Annotated in this window: 16 protein-coding genes and 1 tRNA gene; 8 read left to right on the plus strand and 9 right to left on the minus strand. The window is 62.5% G+C overall.

Features of this window, described 5'->3' with window-relative positions:
- Window positions 1-11 precede the first annotated feature (11 nt).
- Entirely contained in the window at window positions 12-785 is a 774-nt protein-coding gene (gene hisN / locus ACYG9V_RS29185) for a histidinol-phosphatase (protein ID WP_023735045.1), read from the minus strand.
- Window positions 786-1,119: 334 nt separating this feature from the next.
- Window positions 1,120-2,061: an N-formylglutamate amidohydrolase gene (locus tag ACYG9V_RS29190; RefSeq protein ID WP_023704024.1), complete on the minus strand. Its 942-nt coding sequence runs from the start codon at window positions 2,059-2,061 to the stop codon at window positions 1,120-1,122.
- Between the two features lie 164 nt (window positions 2,062-2,225).
- On the opposite strand from ACYG9V_RS29190, the gene cpdR reads away from it, so the two are divergent.
- Both cpdR and ACYG9V_RS29200 read left to right on the plus strand, forming a co-directional pair.
- Window positions 2,226-2,588 (plus strand): cell cycle two-component system response regulator CpdR, encoded by a 363-nt coding sequence (gene cpdR, locus ACYG9V_RS29195; protein WP_023671195.1) that lies wholly within the window; start codon window positions 2,226-2,228, stop codon window positions 2,586-2,588.
- 114 nt (window positions 2,589-2,702) lie between these two features.
- A tRNA-Val gene (locus ACYG9V_RS29200) sits at window positions 2,703-2,777 on the plus strand.
- Between the two features lie 204 nt (window positions 2,778-2,981).
- Here ACYG9V_RS29200 and ACYG9V_RS29205 read toward each other — a convergent pair.
- The 7 genes from ACYG9V_RS29205 to ACYG9V_RS29235 all read right to left on the minus strand — a co-directional run bounded on the left by ACYG9V_RS29205 (window position 2,982) and on the right by ACYG9V_RS29235 (window position 8,335).
- Entirely contained in the window at window positions 2,982-3,269 is a 288-nt protein-coding gene (locus ACYG9V_RS29205; protein ID WP_031197745.1) for a DUF982 domain-containing protein, read from the minus strand.
- 112 nt (window positions 3,270-3,381) lie between these two features.
- Window positions 3,382-3,804 (minus strand): DUF982 domain-containing protein, encoded by a 423-nt coding sequence (locus ACYG9V_RS29210; RefSeq protein ID WP_352624327.1) that lies wholly within the window; start codon window positions 3,802-3,804, stop codon window positions 3,382-3,384.
- Between the two features lie 64 nt (window positions 3,805-3,868).
- The gene (locus ACYG9V_RS29215) at window positions 3,869-4,333 is read right to left on the minus strand and encodes an Hsp20 family protein (protein ID WP_023671192.1); all 465 of its coding nucleotides are present in this window, start codon (window positions 4,331-4,333) and stop codon (window positions 3,869-3,871) included.
- Window positions 4,334-4,739: 406 nt separating this feature from the next.
- Window positions 4,740-4,946 (minus strand): hypothetical protein, encoded by a 207-nt coding sequence (locus tag ACYG9V_RS29220; RefSeq protein ID WP_023710933.1) that lies wholly within the window; start codon window positions 4,944-4,946, stop codon window positions 4,740-4,742.
- Between the two features lie 81 nt (window positions 4,947-5,027).
- Window positions 5,028-5,996, minus strand: coding sequence for a GDP-L-fucose synthase (gene fcl / locus ACYG9V_RS29225; protein ID WP_352762510.1), 969 nt, complete (start codon window positions 5,994-5,996; stop codon window positions 5,028-5,030).
- Between the two features lie 9 nt (window positions 5,997-6,005).
- Complete coding sequence (gene gmd / locus ACYG9V_RS29230; RefSeq protein ID WP_352762511.1) at window positions 6,006-7,076, minus strand: GDP-mannose 4,6-dehydratase; 1,071 nt, start codon at window positions 7,074-7,076, stop codon at window positions 6,006-6,008.
- Between the two features lie 104 nt (window positions 7,077-7,180).
- On the minus strand, window positions 7,181-8,335 hold the full coding sequence (locus tag ACYG9V_RS29235) for a dihydrodipicolinate synthase family protein (protein ID WP_352762513.1): 1,155 nt from the start codon (window positions 8,333-8,335) through the stop codon (window positions 7,181-7,183).
- A gap of 230 nt (window positions 8,336-8,565) precedes the next feature.
- Here ACYG9V_RS29235 and ACYG9V_RS29240 point away from each other — a divergent pair, with 230 nt between their 5' ends.
- From ACYG9V_RS29240 to ACYG9V_RS29265, 6 genes are read left to right on the plus strand one after another with little or no spacing between them, the layout of a single operon-like run.
- Window positions 8,566-9,624 (plus strand): LacI family DNA-binding transcriptional regulator, encoded by a 1,059-nt coding sequence (locus tag ACYG9V_RS29240; protein ID WP_023725194.1) that lies wholly within the window; start codon window positions 8,566-8,568, stop codon window positions 9,622-9,624.
- The gene (locus tag ACYG9V_RS29245) at window positions 9,621-10,637 is read left to right on the plus strand and encodes a Gfo/Idh/MocA family protein (protein ID WP_352762514.1); all 1,017 of its coding nucleotides are present in this window, start codon (window positions 9,621-9,623) and stop codon (window positions 10,635-10,637) included. The genes ACYG9V_RS29240 and ACYG9V_RS29245 overlap by 4 nt, the downstream gene beginning before the upstream one ends.
- Window positions 10,634-12,235 carry an acyl CoA:acetate/3-ketoacid CoA transferase gene (locus tag ACYG9V_RS29250; protein ID WP_023671186.1) on the plus strand — a complete coding sequence of 534 codons (1,602 nt, stop codon included), beginning with the start codon at window positions 10,634-10,636 and terminating at the stop codon, window positions 12,233-12,235. Before ACYG9V_RS29245 ends, ACYG9V_RS29250 begins: the two co-directional genes overlap by 4 nt.
- The gene (locus ACYG9V_RS29255; RefSeq protein ID WP_023671185.1) at window positions 12,228-13,004 is read left to right on the plus strand and encodes an enoyl-CoA hydratase/isomerase family protein; all 777 of its coding nucleotides are present in this window, start codon (window positions 12,228-12,230) and stop codon (window positions 13,002-13,004) included. The genes ACYG9V_RS29250 and ACYG9V_RS29255 overlap by 8 nt, the downstream gene beginning before the upstream one ends.
- 10 nt (window positions 13,005-13,014) lie before the next feature.
- On the plus strand, window positions 13,015-14,526 hold the full coding sequence (locus tag ACYG9V_RS29260) for an aldehyde dehydrogenase family protein (protein ID WP_352762741.1): 1,512 nt from the start codon (window positions 13,015-13,017) through the stop codon (window positions 14,524-14,526).
- Window positions 14,527-14,584: 58 nt separating this feature from the next.
- Window positions 14,585-15,838, plus strand: a complete 1,254-nt coding sequence (locus ACYG9V_RS29265) for an ABC transporter substrate-binding protein (protein ID WP_027049809.1) — start codon at window positions 14,585-14,587, stop codon at window positions 15,836-15,838.
- Window positions 15,839-15,900: the final 62 nt, after the last annotated feature.

Below are 15,900 nucleotides of genomic sequence, written 5' to 3' on the forward strand. Positions count from 1 at the left end.
CGGGTCGACTATCAGCCCCGCAGGGCTGCCATTGCAGCCGCGTGAAGCTCCGGCGTTGCGGCGGCCAGGATGTCGCCGCCCTTTTCCGCCGGACCGCCCACGAATGTGGTGACGACGCCGCCGGCCTTTTCGATGATCGGGATCAGCGCCACGATGTCGTAGGGTTTCAATCCGGGATCGGCGACGATGTCGACGCTGCCCGAGGCAATCATGGCAAAGGCGTAGCAATCGGCTCCGTAGCGGGCGAGCTGGATCTGTTTCTCGAACGCGTCGTAGCGGATGCGCGCCTCGCCCTTGAAAAGCGCCGGCGTGGTGGTGAACAAGGTCGCCTCGTCAAGCTTCGTCCTCTTGCGGGTCGACAGCTTCCGCGGCCCACCGGGGCCTTCGTAGTGGGAGCCGGAAGCGTTGGCGTAGAACAGCTCGCCGGTGAACGGCTGCGCCATCATACCGGCGACGGCGTCACCGTCGACCGTCAATCCGACCAGCGTTCCCCACACCGGCAGGCCTGAGATGAAGGCGCGGGTACCATCGATCGGATCGATCACCCAGACATGCCTTGAGGAGATGTTTTCGCTGCCATGTTCTTCGCCAAGGATACCGTGATCGGGATACTCAGCCGAGATCAGCGCCCGGATGGCGCGCTCGGCCTCGCGGTCGGCCTCGGTGACCGGGTCGAAACTGCCTTTTTCCTTGTTGGCCACCGCGCCCTGTGCGCGAAAACGCGGCAAGGTTTCAGCCGCCGCCGCTTGCGCGATCCGGCGCATGAAATCGATGCTGATGTCCACGTGATTCTCCCGCATTGCAGAGTGCCAACCCGGTCTGCAGGCACTTTCCCGCCAAAACAAGCCGGTTTATCGATTTTAGAGACATCAGCGTTGCCGAAATGTCACACATCGGCGCCATCGAAACGCATTTTCACATCAGAGTGAATTAAAAAAGCGTGGGATCGATTGACATTTGTGCATCGCACAATAAGTTTGTTCTCGGACAGGTTTTCCTGTCCATGCCCTCCTTGGGCGTTTCCTCCCTAGACTTCGACCGTGTCGTGCAAACGATGCGGTCTTTTTTTACGCTGCGGGATGGCCAGCGCGGGATCTCATGAACAGCCGCCGCTCCGTGTCATTCGGCGGCCAGCGGCAGGTCTATGAAGTGGTGGTCGGGCATCGCCATCAGGTCGGCCGAAAAGCGCGCCATATCGTCGGCCAGCGCATCGAAGCCGGCCGATTTCTGGAACGTCCGCTCATTCATGTAGAGGCCGCGATTGACCTCGATCTGCAGCGCATGCAGATGGCGCGCCGGCCGGCCGTAATGCTCGGTGATGAAGCCACCTGCATAGGGTTTGTTGTGGGCGACGGTGTAGCCCATGCCGATGAGCAGGCCGATCGCCGTCTCGGTCAGGGCTGCCGTGGCCGAGATGCCGAAACGGTCGCCGACGATGAAATCCGGCCGCAGGCCGCTGTCGCCCACCCTGATGCTCGCCGGCATCGAATGGCAGTCGATCAGCACGGCATAGCCGAACCTGGCATGGGTTCTGGTCAATAGCCGCTTCAGCGTCTCGTGATAGGGTTTGTAGACCGCCTCTATGCGCTGGACGGCCTCCGCCAGCGGCAGACGGCCGGAATAGATGTCGAGCCCCTCACCCACCAGCTTGGGCACGGTGCCGAGCCCGCCGGCAACGCGCGCCGAGCGGATGTTGCAGAAGGACGGCACCGGCTCGGCGAACATGCGCGGGTCGAGTTCCCAGGGTTCGCGATTGACGTCGAGGTAGGCGCGCGGAAAATTCGCCGCCAGCATCGGCGCGCCCAGCACCACCGCGCTGCCGAACAGCTCGTCGACATAGCAATCCTCGGAGCGGCGGATGGCGTTCCGGTCGAGCCGCGCCATGGCCAGGAAGCGGTCTGGATAATAGCGGCCGCTATGCGGTGAGTTGAAGACGAAGGGAACGCGCTGCTCGGCGCCCGATCGGATTTCGAAGGGTGGAACGACCGAAAAATCTTCGGCTGCCGTCGTCAATTTGAACGAACCCGGAAACAGCAATGCATCATGATGGGAAACTGCCACCTCATCGGCCGCATGTCCAGCATTTCGGCATGTCAGGAACCCCGTCAAATCAGGATTAATGCCGCCAACGTTCACTTGATGTTTACCGTCAGCTCCTCATATACAGGATGGTTAACGGGCTTGCCGGACGGCAGGCTTGGCTGGGGTGATTCGGACGGGACAAGATGGCACGCATTCTGCTGGCGGAAGACGACGACGACATGCGCCGGTTCCTGGTCAAGGCACTGGAGCGGGCCGGCTACCACGTCAGCGATTTCGACAATGGCGCCAGCGCCTACGAGCGGCTGCGCGAAGAACCTTTCTCCCTGCTGCTGACCGATATCGTCATGCCGGAGATGGACGGCATCGAACTCGCCCGCCGCGCCACCGAGATCGATCCCGACCTGAAGGTGATGTTCATCACCGGTTTCGCGGCCGTCGCGCTCAACCCCGATTCCAAGGCGCCGAAAGACGCCAAGGTGCTGTCCAAGCCCTTCCACCTGCGCGATCTCGTCAACGAGGTCGAAAAAATGCTGCAGGCCGCCTGAAGCACGCACAGTGTGATCTCGCCGCTTCGTCGGCGGCGCGACAAAACGAGCCTTTCTTTCCCTTTCCGGCTATTGACGCGCTGGACCAAAAATGGTGTATGCGCGGCTTCGGATGGGCGTGTAGCTCAGCGGGAGAGCACTGCATTGACATTGCAGGGGTCACAGGTTCAATCCCTGTCACGCCCACCATCCTTTCAATAACTTAGCCAAGCCCGTTTTTGGCTGACCCCTTCGACGACTTAGCCGGTAAGGCGGCCACCGCTTGTGGCAGCCGCCTCGTGTTTGTGGACATTCTAATGCATGGCGCTCAAAAGTGGCCCCGGTTTTGAGACGACATGCATAAAAACAAAGACCTAAAGCGCGTCGTCTGAGTCCGTTCAAACGCGACGCGCTTTAGACGTGGTGCGGGCTTAGCGTCCTTGAAGGCGCAGGCTCGATGCCGTCCTCCATAAGAATATCCTTCTTGCGAGCGAACGCGACGAAGACGCCTCGTGCTGTCTCGGGTTCCACATCGCCAATCAGAGCGGCTTTGCAAGCGCGAATAGCAGCTCTCTGCTCCGGGCTGTTGCCACACCATTCGGATGCGAATTGATAGGCATCTGCGACCGTGTTGAGTTGGCGGGGAAAGCCCAATCCCACCCACACCCGGACTGGCTTTTCAAAAGGTTTCGATAGCATCATGACCTCCTTTCCTAATGCATGTCACCCAGAAGTATGCCGCGGTTCTGGGACAACGACATGCATCAAAACAAAGACTTAAAGCGTGTCGCGTGAATCCGTTTCGCGACGCGCTTTAGGCAGTCACTCCTCCGCCTTCGCCACCTCTGCCCATCATCCACGGCATTGTCTTGGATACTTCCTCAAGGATTCTGGCTGCTTTCGCAAAACCGCTGAACGCGTCTCTGGCTGCGGAAAGCGGATAATCGCTATCGAAAGCTCGCTGGCAGGCCCGCAATGCGGTTTGGTGAATGGGGCCGCGCCTGTCCTTCGGCCATTCATAGAGGAACTCCAGAGCGTCCTCGAGACACGTGATTTCCTGAACAAGGTTGTCGCCGCTTTTCACGAAAACGGCGCTGTCAAACATCCGATCGTTCATATGATCCTCCAAATTGAACGAACCATTGAGTTTCATGGTTTGCGCGGTCCAGGCCAACTGCAGGCGCGCGACAGAGGCGCGCCAGTACGTCCTGCAGTGATCATCTTCGTTTCTCCGCAATCACAGCCTCCCGGCCGGAACCGGGAGGCGGACCCGCAGTTCAAAGTGTGACAGATCGACAGGATTACGCGGCTTTACGCGCGCGGTCCGTGTCTTGCGTGATCTGAGTGGCGGCCGTCGGCGTGTCGCCGACGCCGATGCTAATGCGGCGCGGTTTCAGCTCTTCGGGAATCTCACGGACGATGTCGATCGAGAGGAGGCCATTCTCCAGTTTGGCTGCCTTGATCTTCATGTGGTCGGCAAGCTTGAACGTCTGCCTGAAACTGCGATAGGCGATGCCCTGGTGCAGCAGCTGGCGTCCGCTCTGATCATCAGCCTTCTGGCCTACCACGACCAGTTCGGGTCCATGCTGGGTCAGCTCAACCTCATCCTGGCTGAAGCCTGCGATGGCCATCGAGATACGGTAATCGTTCTCGTCGACCTTCTCGATGTTATAGGGCGGCCAGTCTGGACGCGTGCCGCTGTCGAGCATGTCGAAAAGCCGGTCGAAACCGACGGTGGTCCGATAGAGGGTATCAAAGGTTCTCATAGCCACATCCTCCTTGAAGCAACATGGGTACAAGGACGCCGCCCCGTGCGGCGCCGCCATTTTTTGCCGAGCCTTATGGCCTTGGCGGAAATCGAATTAGGAGGCGCCCCAAATGAGTTCAAGAGCATCTCGAATTTTTTTTAGTAGCATCCTTCGCATCGACGGAAAGCGAAATCTGAGTTTCTACGGGACCTTCCCTTCGAACAGTCGAACAGCCCCTTGAAGTACATATCCGGCGGGAAGTTTTCGCGCGATCTGCGCGACCGCATCGTCTACTGCCCCGCCGTCCCGTTTCGTATTCAAATGCCGGCCAGCAAGGAACCGGGTAGCGGCCTTCCGATCCGTAAATCCACCCTGTCGGGGGCGAAACGTCCCGGCACGTGCCGGGACGTTTCTGGCTCGCGGATCACTGTGGCCGCGGATCGGGCCTGTCGGGCTTGTCATGAGGGGTGTTGTTGCCTTCACGGCACGGTGTGCCGATGCCGCAGCATTTGCCGTTGTAGGTGACACCGGGCTTGGTCTTCTCGCATTCCCTCGGCGGTGCCGTCTGACACCCTGCCAGCACCGAAACCGCGATGGCGGCGAGAAATGCGTTTCTTGAAGTGATAAACATTGACGTTCTCCTTGATGGACCGTGTTTGCTACACACCGCTTGGTCGCGGGCGGCAGCGAAATGGTTCAAGGAAAATTGGAATCAGGCCGCGCCGAGGCGGACATCACCCTTCTCAATATGGTTGAGAAACCACGCATATGTCTGTTCCAATCCATCGCGAAGCGCGTAGCGCGGGCGCCATCCCGTCGCAAACAGCCGCGAAACATCCATCAACTTGCGCGGCGTGCCGTCTGGCTTGGTCGTATCGAAGGCGATATCAGCCTCGACGCCGGCGACCGATGCGACGGTCTGGGCAAGCTCGGCAATGGTGACATCCTCTCCCGAGCCGACATTGACGTGGCCGTCGCCGGCATAATTCTTCAACAGCCAGACCAAGGCATCGGCGGCGTCGTCGACATGCAGGAATTCACGCCGCGGCGTGCCCGAGCCCCAGACCTCCAGGCAGCTGCCACCGCTCAGTGCCAGCGCATGCGCCTTGCGCATCAGCGCCGGTACGACATGGCTGCTCTGCAGGTCGAAATTGTCGCCAGGACCGTAAAGGTTGGTCGGCATCGCCGAGATGTAGTCGACGCCGTACTGGCGTCGATAGGCCTGGCACAGTTTGAGCCCGGCGATCTTGGCGATCGCATACCATTCATTGGTGGGTTCGAGCGGACCGGTCAGCAGGGCGTCTTCCCTGATCGGCTGCGGCGCGAGCCTGGGATAGATGCAGGACGAACCGAGAAACAGCAGTTTGCCGACCTCGCTGCGAAAGGCGCCGTCGATGACATTGCCCTGCATAACCAAATTGTCCTGCAGGAAATCGACCGGGAACCGGTCATTGGCCAGGATACCGCCGACCTTGGCGGCCGCCATCACCACCGCATCCGGCCTGTGCTCGGCCATCCAGCGCTGCACCCCTGCCTGGTCGAGCAGGTCGAGCCTGTCGCGCGATATGGTGAGTATCTCGCAGTCCTCGGTCGCCAGCCGGCGCACGACGGCCGAACCGACCATGCCACGATGCCCGGCGACGAAGACACGCTTGCCCTTCAGTTCAAATGTCGCGTCCATCGGCCTGCCTCACGCAGAACGGCTGTTCTGCCGCGTGCCGCCGGCCGCGCGTGCCAGATCGGCCTGCACCATTTCCGTCACCAGATCCCTGAAGCCGGTCGTGTGCGACCAGCCGAGTCTTGCCTTGGCCTTGGCGGGGTCACCGAGCAGCAGATCGACCTCGGTCGGCCGGAAATAGCGCGGATCGATACGGACCAGGACAGTGCCCGAACCGGCATCGACACCGACCTCATCGAGACGTTCGCCTTGCCAGCGAATGCTGCGGCCGGTCTCGGCAAACGCCAGCTCGACGAATTCGCGCACCGAATGTGCCTCGCCGGTCGCCAGCACGAAATCGTCGGCTTCGCTGTGCTGCAGAATGCGCCACATGCCCTCCACATAGTCGCGCGCATGGCCCCAATCACGCTTGGCGTCGAGATTGCCGAGATAGAGCGTGTCCTGCAGGCCGTGATGGATCGAGGCGACGGCCCGCGTGATCTTGCGGGTGACGAAGGTTTCGCCGCGTGTCGGGCTTTCGTGGTTGAACAGGATTCCGTTGGCGGCGAACATGCCGTAAGCCTCGCGGTAGTTGACCGTGATCCAGTAGGCGTAAAGCTTGGCCGCGGCATAGGGCGAGCGCGGATGGAAGGGCGTCGCCTCGCTTTGCGGGACCTCGCGCGCCTTGCCGTAAAGCTCCGACGTCGATGCCTGATAGAAGCGCACCGACTTCTCCAGGCGCAGGATGCGGATCGCCTCGAGCAGCCTGAGTGTTCCCAGCGCATCGGCATTGCCGGTGTATTCCGGCGTCTCGAAACTCACCTGGACATGACTCTGGGCGCCGAGATTGTAGATCTCGCCGGGCTGTGTCTCCTGCACCAGGCGAATAAGATTGGTCGCGTCGGTCAGGTCGCCATAATGCAGGAAGAAACGCGCACCGCGCTCGTGCGGATCGACATAGATGTCGTCAACGCGCTCGGTGTTGAACGAGGACGAGCGGCGTTTGACGCCATGGACAATATAGCCCTTCTGCAGAAGCAATTCTGCGAGATAGGCCCCGTCCTGCCCGGTAACCCCGGTGATGAGCGCCACTTTTTCCGTCATTGCCGCTCCGTCCGCATCCAATCCCGGCAACCGAATACAGATTTGGCGCGAGAACGCAAATCCCCCATACGGGGGACAGGTTTCAGCCAGCGATTGTGTCGTTCTCAGGCACCTGCAACCGCGCAGAAATGCTTCATCCTGGCCAGCGCAAGCTCGGGATCGGCGAGCAACCCTGCCTGGTCGGCAAGGCGGAAGATGTCGGCATAGTGCAGGATGCCGCGCGCCGACTGCATGCCGCCGACCATGGCGAAATGGTCCTGATGGCCGTTGAGCCAGGCCATGAAGACGATGCCGGCCTTGTAATACTCCGTCGGCGCCTCGAAGATCTTGCGCGACAACGGCACTGTCGGCGCCATCAGCGCGTCATAGCCGGCGCGATCGCCCTCAGCCAGTTTCGCCAGCGCCGCACTGGCGACCGGCGCGATGGCGTCGAAGATGCCGAGCAAGGCGTGCGAGTGCCGCTTCCCGTCGCCGGCAATCAGTTCGGGATAGTTGAAATCGTCGCCAGTGAACATGACGACGCCTTCCGGCAGCCGGTTGCGCAAGGCAACTTCTTTGCCGGCATCGAGCAGCGATATCTTTATCCCCTCGACCTTATTAGCATGGCGCTCGATGATGGCGACGACGGTATCGAGCGCAGCCTCGAAATTCCCACTGCCCCAATATCCCTGCAACGCCGGATCGAACATGTCGCCCAGCCAGTGCAGGATGACCTTGCCGGATGCCTGGCTGAGGATGCGATCGTAGACCCTGATATAGTCGTCCGGACCCTTTGCGACCGCTGCCAGCGCCCGGCTGGCCATCATGATCGCCTTGCCGCCCTCGCCTTCAATGAAAGCGAACTGCTCCTCATAGGCGGCGATCACATCTTCGAGTGATCTCGAATTGGCCGGCGCCAGATGATCGGTGCCGGCGCCGGAGGCGAGGTCTGCGCCTTCGACGCTGTGCGCCTCGGCGATCGAGCGCCGGATCAATTCCTGCGCATTCGCCCAGTCGAAACCCATGCCGCGCTGCGAGGTGTCCATCGCCTCGGCGATGCGGAAGCCAAGCCGCCACAAATGATGCCGAAACGCCATCGTCTTGTCCCAGTCGACCGCAGGCTTCGACCAGGGGTCGGTCATCGCGAAAGGGTCGGCGACGACATGGGCCGCGGCATAGGCGATGCGCGGGAAAACCGCACCGATTACGGGCTCGACCGGACTGCCCGCGAGCTTGTAGCTGACGCGGCCGCCATTCTGCGTAGGCAGGGTGATATCCATGGCAACCTCCGTTTTCGGCACCCTATAAATGGAACGTTCCAATAAATCAAGGAACTTTATGATTCCGGCGATTGAACCGGGCCAAACGTTGAAGAAGGCAAAGAGTCCTTGCTAGGAACCCACATTCATCACCTTTTCGATCTCCGCAAGAATCCCGATTGACTCTCGTTTGGCAGAGTGATTAGAACGTTCCAATAGATTTTCTAATTCAGGCGGAGGAAACCACCGACATGGCCAGCCGGGCCAAGGCAACGATCCTGGACATCGCCCGCGAGGCTGGTGTGTCCAAATCGACGGTGTCGCTTGTGCTGCAAGGCTCAGGGCTGATCCGGCCTGAAACCGCGGTCAAGGTTCGCAAGGCGATCGAGGATGTCGGATATGTCTACAACCGCGGCGCCGCCAATCTGCGCAAAGCCCATTCCAACGTCATCGGCATGGTCATCAACGATCTCACCAACCCCTTTTTCGCCGAGCTGGCGGTCGGCATGGAGCGCGTCTTCCAGTCGGCCGGCATCGTGCCCTTCATCGCCAACACGGCGGAGAACCCGGTACGCCAGGAAGAAGTGCTGAAGTCGCTGATGGAACAGGGCGTCGCAGGCCTGATCGTGTCACCGGCACGCGGCACCACGCCGGGCGCCTTCCGTCGCCTCGAGATGGCGGGCGTGCCGGTCGTCTTCGCCATGCGCCGCCTGCCGGACAGCCGCATCCCGGTGATCGCTCCTGACAACCATCGCGGCGCGTATCTCGCCGCCGCCCATCTGATCGGCAAGGGCCATCGCCGGCTGGCCTTCTTCGGCGGCACCTCCGACCTGGTCGTCTATCAGGAGCGCCTGGGCGGTTTTCGTGAAGCTTGCGAAACATTGGGCATTGCCAGGCGCGACGTGCTTGTCGTCGAAGGCGAGACCAGCCGCAGGGGCGGAATCGCGTGCCTGGAAACCGCCCTTGCCATGGCCGAGCCGCCGACGGCGGCACTGTGCTTCAACGATGCCGTCGCCTTCGGCGTCATGCTGGCGCTGCGCAAGCGCGGGCTGGAGCCCGGCGCGGACTTTGCCGTCGTCGGCTTCGACGACGTGGTCGAGGCCGAGCATTATATGCCGGCGCTGACCAGCGTCTCGGTGGACACACCCGGCCTCGGCGAACGCGCCGCCCACGTCATGCTGAAGATGATCCAGTCGCGCATCACGCATGCCGAGGACCATATCGGCGCCGTCAATCTGGTCGTCAGGGACAGCTGCGGTCCCGATCGCGGCACCCAGGACACATCAGCAGGAATGGGAGACGCGGCATGAGCGTCAAATGGGGACTGATCGGCGCCAGCACGATCGCCAAACAGTTCATGATCAACGCCATTCGCGCGCAAGAGGGTGGCGAAATATCAGCGGTGATGAGCTCCAGCCCGGAGCGCGCCAAGACCTATGCCGATGAACACAACATCCCGCTTGCCGTCTCGACGCTCGATGACCTGCTCGGCGCCGACATCGACGCCGTCTACATCTCGACCACCAATGAACTGCATCTCGAACAGGCGCTGGCCGCGATCGACGCGGGAAAGCATGTTCTGTGCGAAAAGCCGCTGGCGCTGAACAGCGCCGACGCGCGCACAATGGTCGCCGCCGCCAAGGAAGCCGGTGTCGTGCTTGGCACCAATCATCATCTGCGCAATGCCGGCGCCCACCGCGCCATGCGCGACGCCATATCAGCCGGCCGCATCAGCAAGCCGATTGCCGCGCGTGTGTTCCATGCCGTCTATCTGCCGGAGAACCTGCAGGGCTGGCGCATCACCAGACCGGAAGCCGGCGGCGGCGTGATGCTCGACATCACCGTGCACGATGCCGACACGCTGCGCTTCGTGCTCGGCGACGACCCGATCGAGATTTCGGCCTTCACCCAGTCGGCCGGCATGGCCGGCAGCGGGCTGGAAGACGGTGCCATGTGCATCTGGCGCTTCAGGTCCGGTTTGATTGCCCAGTCGCATGAAGGCTTCACCACGAAGTTCGCCGATACCGGCTTCGAGGTGCATGGTTCCGAAGGCTCGCTGATCGCTAAAAATGTGATGACGCAGAAGCCGGTCGGTTCGGTGCTGCTACGCACCGCCAAGGGCGAGGAGGAACTGAGCTTCGACCGCGAAGACCTCTACGTCAGGTCGCTGCGCCAGTTCCATGCCGCTATTAGCGGCGCGGGCCAGCCCTCCGCAACCGGCGAGGACGGCGTCTGGTCACTAGCCTGCGCCGAAGCAGCGTTGCTGTCCGGGAAATCCGGCAAGGCGGTTGCCATCGAGCCGAAACTCGGGAGCGCCAAGTGAGCAAGCTCGTCTCCGCTCAGCAGGCCGCCAGCCTCATCAAGGACGGCATGACCGTCTCCGTCTCATCATCGAGCGGCCTCGGCTGCCCGGATGCCGTGCTGGCTGCCATCGGCGAGCGCTTCGACGCTGAAGGCCATCCGAAAGACATCACCACGCTGCATCCGATCGCCGCCGGCGACATGTATGGCATCAAGGGCATCGACCATCTGGCTAAGCCTGGCCTGTTGAAGCGCACGCTCTGCGGCTCCTATCCCTCGGGCCCCTCCTCGTCCGAGCCGCCGCAGATATGGAAGATGATCGGCGACAATTCGGTCGCCGCCTACAACGTGCCCTCCGGCATCCTGTTCGACATGCACCGCGAGGCCGCCGCCAAGCGGCCGGGCGTGCTGACCAAGGTCGGCCTCGACACTTTTGCCGACCCGCGCCACCAGGGCTGCGCCATGAACGCGGCTGCAAGCGAGCCGATCGTCTCGGTGCAGCAGTTCGACGGCGAGGAATGGCTCTATTTCCGCTCGATCGTGCCCAACATTTCGATCATCCGCGCCACCTCCGCCGACGAACGCGGCAACCTCACTTATGAACATGAGGGCGCCTATCTCGGCGGCCTCGAACAGGCGCTTGCCGCGCGCAACAATGGCGGCATCGTCATTGCGCAGGTCAAGCGCGTCGTCGAGAACGGCACCCTGAAGCCGCATGACGTGCGCGTGCCAGGCGTGCTGGTAGACCACATCGTGGTGGCGCCGGACCAGTTGCAGACCACACTGACGCCTTACGACCCGGCGATTTCGGGCGAAATCTTCCGGCCGTTGTCCAGCTTCCGCAACGTCGAGATGAACGTCCAGAAAGTAATCGCGCGCCGCGTCGCCATGGAATTGCGCGACGGCATGGCGGTCAACATCGGCTTCGGCATCTCGGCCAACGTGCCGCGCATCCTTCTCGAGGAAGGCCAGCACGGCAAGGTCACCTGGGTGATCGAGCAGGGCGCCGTCGGCGGCGTGCCGCTGCTCGACTTCAAGTTCGGCTGCGCTTCCAATGCCGAGGCGATCATGCCCTCGCCGCACCAGTTCATCTATTTCCAGGCCGGCGGCTTCGATGCCTCGCTGCTCTCCTTCTTGCAGATCGACCGCCACGGCTCGGTCAACGTGTCGAAACTCTCGGCCCGGCCACATGTCACCGCCGGGGCCGGCGGCTTTGTCGACATCACGGCACGGGCGAAAAAGATCGTCTTCTCCGGCTTCTTCAATGCCGGCGCAAAACTGTCGCTCGCCGATGGCGGCATCCGCATCGACGAGGAAGGCAAGGTGAAGAAGGTGGTCAACGAGGTCGAACACATCTCCTTCTCAGGCAAGCGCGCCGTCGCACAAGGGCAGGACATCACCTACGTCACCGAGCGTTGCGTGATGAAGCTGACGCCGGACGGCCTGATGGTGACGGAACTTGCGCCGGGCGTCGACCTCGAGCGCGATGTGTTGGCTCAGTCCGAAACACCGCTCGGAGTCGCCAACGACCTCAAAGTGACGCCGGCAGCTCTCTATCAGGACCGGCCGATCGGCCTGTCGCTGAATGGTGGCGCTTCGCTCGGAGGCGCGCATGGCTGAGCGCCTCGTCACCTTCGAGCAGGACGGCGCCATCGGCATCGTCACGCTGCGCCGGCCGGAGAAGTTCAACGCGCTGGACATTCCGATGCTGCGCGCGCTCGAGACAGCGCTCGACGAAGCCGAAATGGCTGAAGGCGTGCGCGTCGTGCTGATCCGCGGCGAAGGCAAAGGCTTTTGCGCCGGCGGCGACGTCGAGGCCTGGGCACAAATGAGCGCTGCCGACTTTCAGGTGCAATGGGTGCGCTACGGGCACCGTGTCTTCGACCGACTGGCGCGGCTGCGGCAGCCGACCATCGCGGTGCTTTCCGGCCATGCGCTGGGTGGCGGGCTGGAGCTGGCGGTCGCCTGCGACTTCCGTGTCGCCGAAACTCAGGTGAAGCTCGGCTTCCCCGAGACATCGATCGGCGTCGTCCCCGGTTGGTCCGGCACGCAGCGCGCCGTGCGCCGCTTTGGTGCGCAGATCGTGCGCCGCATGGCACTCGGCGGCGAGCTCTTTGCCGCCTCCGACGCGCTTGCCCTCGGCGTCGTTGACCGCGTGGTCGAGACCGGCCAGGCGCTGGCAGAGGCCAGGACTTGGGCCGAAAAAATCGCCGGGCGCGGGCCGCTCGCAACCGAAGCCGCCAAGCTGATGATCGCAGTCGCCGAAGGCGAGGAAAGTGCGGCCGCCACCGAGGCGCTCGCCAGCGGCTTCGTTGCGCTGACCGGCGACCTCAAAGCCGGCGTGAGCGCCTTCAAGGCCAAGCAGAAGCCGGCCTTTTCAAGATCCTAGAGAAAGCATGATGAACGCACCGCTCAACATTTCCATGCCGGCCGAGGCGTCCAAGGCGCCGAAGGCTTACAAGCTCCTGATCGACGGCAAGCATGTCGATGCCCGTGACGGCCGCACGATTGCGCGCAACAGCCCCGGCCATGGCTTCACCGTTTCGCGCTATGCGCAGGCCGGCGAGGCCGAGGTGGAGGCGGCCATGCAGGCCGCGCACAAGGCATTCGAGACCGGCCCGTGGCCGCGCACGAAGGCGGCCGAGCGCGCAGCCATCCTGCTCAAGACGGCCGACCTGATCGAGGCCCAGCTCGAAGACATCGCCCGCCTCGATGCGCTGGAGTCCGGCAAGCCGATCGCCCAGGCGCGTGGCGAGATCGGCGGCGCCGTCGACATCTGGCGTTATGCCGCCTCGCTCGCCCGCACGCTGCACGGCGAGAGCAACGCCAATCTCGGCGACGCCATGCTGGGCGTCGTCCTGCGCGAGCCGATCGGCGTCGTCTCGATCATCACCCCGTGGAATTTCCCGTTCCTGATCGTCAGCCAGAAACTGCCCTTCGCGCTCGCCGCCGGCTGCACCGCGGTGGTCAAGCCGAGCGAAATGACCTCGGCCTCGACCTTCGTGCTCGGCGACATCCTGATGCAGGCCGGCCTGCCCGCGGGCGTCGTCAACATCCTGGCCGGCCTCGGCGCCGATGTCGGGGGGCCGATGGTCAGCCATCCGCTGGTCGAGATGGTGTCGTTCACCGGCTCTACCCGCGTCGGCAAGATGACCATGGCTTCCGCCGCGCAGTCGCTGAAGAAAGTCTCGATGGAGCTCGGCGGCAAGAACGGCCAGATCGTCTTCCCCGATGCCGATCTCGAGGCGGCCGCTGACGCAGCAGTGTTCGGCGGCTTCTTCAACGCCGGCGAATGCTGCAATGCCGGCAGTCGGCTGATCGTGCATGAAGCCATCGCCGACGATTTCCTCGCCACTGTCAAGGCCCTGACCGCCAAGGTAACGGTCGGCGACCCACTCGACGACCGAACCAAGGTTGGCGCGATGATTTCCGCCGACCATCTGACCAAGGTCGCAGATTACGTTGCGGCAGCAGCAAAAGACGGCAGCAATGTCTATAGCGGTGGCGGCCAATTGGCGTCCAATGCCGGCCAGTACCTCGATCCGACCATCATCCGCGGCGTTACCGAAGACATGGCTATTGCGCGCGAGGAAGTGTTCGGCCCGGTGCTCTCCGTGCTGACTTTTGGATCGATTGAAAAGGCGTTGCACATCGCCAACAACACGCCCTATGGTCTGTCTGCAGGGGTGTGGAGCGCCAGCATCGACACTTGTATGTCGGTGGCGCGTGGTGTGCGTTCGGGGACCGTTTGGGTGAACACATTCATGGAAGGCTTTCCCGAGTTGCCATTCGGGGGCTACAAGCAGTCCGGCATCGGACGCGAACTCGGCAAACGCGCTGTCGAGGATTATACCGAGGAAAAGACAATCCAGTTTCATCGCGGCCAGCGCACCGGTTGGTGGGTCGGCTGAGTTTGGAAGAACCCGGTGGGCTTCCACCGGTCGTGTAATGCAACAAGGGAGGTAGAACATGTTGCGCAAACTGCTTATCGGAACGGCTCTGGCGACGGCCTTTGCTTTCTCGGCCCATGCCGAGGACGTCAAGGAAGTGCAGATGCTGCATTGGTGGACGTCGGGCGGCGAAGCGGCTGCTCTCAATGTCCTCAAGGGCGACCTTGCCAAGGAAGGCTATGCCTGGAAGGACGTGCCGGTGGCCGGTGGTGGCGGCGACGCCGCCATGACTGCGCTGAAGGCGATGGTCGCGGCCGGCAATTACCCGACCGCGTCGCAGATGCTCGGCTACACCGTGCTCGACTATGCGGCGGCCGGCGTGATGGGCGACCTGACCGAGACGGCGAAGAAGGAAGGCTGGGACAAGTCGGTTCCGGCAGCCCTGCAGAAGTTCTCCGTCTATGACGGCAAGTGGGTCGCTGCTCCAGTCAACGTCCACTCCGTCAACTGGCTGTGGATCAACAAGGCGGTGATGGACAAGATCGGCGGCACCGAGCCAAAGACCTTCGACGACTTCGTCGCCCTGCTCGACAAAGCCAAGGCGGCTGGCGTCATCCCGCTCGCCCTTGGCGGCCAGAACTGGCAGGAAGCCACCATGTTCGACTCGGTTGTGCTGTCGACCGGCGGACCTGAGTTCTACAAGAAGGCCTTCAACGACCTCGACGACGAGTCCCTCAAGTCGGACACGATGAAGAAGTCGTTCGATAACCTCGCCAAGCTCGTCACCTATGTCGACCCGAACTTCTCGGGCCGCGACTGGAACCTTGCCACCGCCATGGTCATCAAGGGCGATGCCCTGGTGCAGGTGATGGGTGACTGGGCCAAGGGCGAGTTCAACGCCGCCAAGAAAACGCCGGGCACCGACTTCCTGTGCTATCGCTTCCCGGGCACGGAAGGCTCGGTGGTCTACAACTCCGACATGTTCGGCATGTTCAACGTTCCGGACGACCGCAAGGCCGCCCAGGTCGCGTTGGCCACCGCCACCCTGTCGAAGAGCTTCCAGTCGGCCTTCAACGTCGTCAAGGGTTCGGTTCCCGCCCGTACCGACGTTCCCGACACCGACTTCGACGCGTGCGGCAAGAAGGGCATCGCCGACCTGAAGGCTGCCAACGAAGGCGGCACACTGTTCGGCTCGCTTGCCCAGGGCTATGGCGCGCCTCCGGCGGTCGCCAATGCCTACAAGGACGTCGTTTCGAAGTTCGTCCACGGTCAGATCAAGACCTCGGACGAAGCCGTGACCGAACTGGTCAAGGCAATCGACGACGCCAAGTAAGCCCTGGCCAGCAAGACACCTTCCCCGCTTCGGCGGGGAAGGTTCGCCTCAGGATTGGCCGG

Source organism: Mesorhizobium sp. W016, from assembly GCF_054719485.1.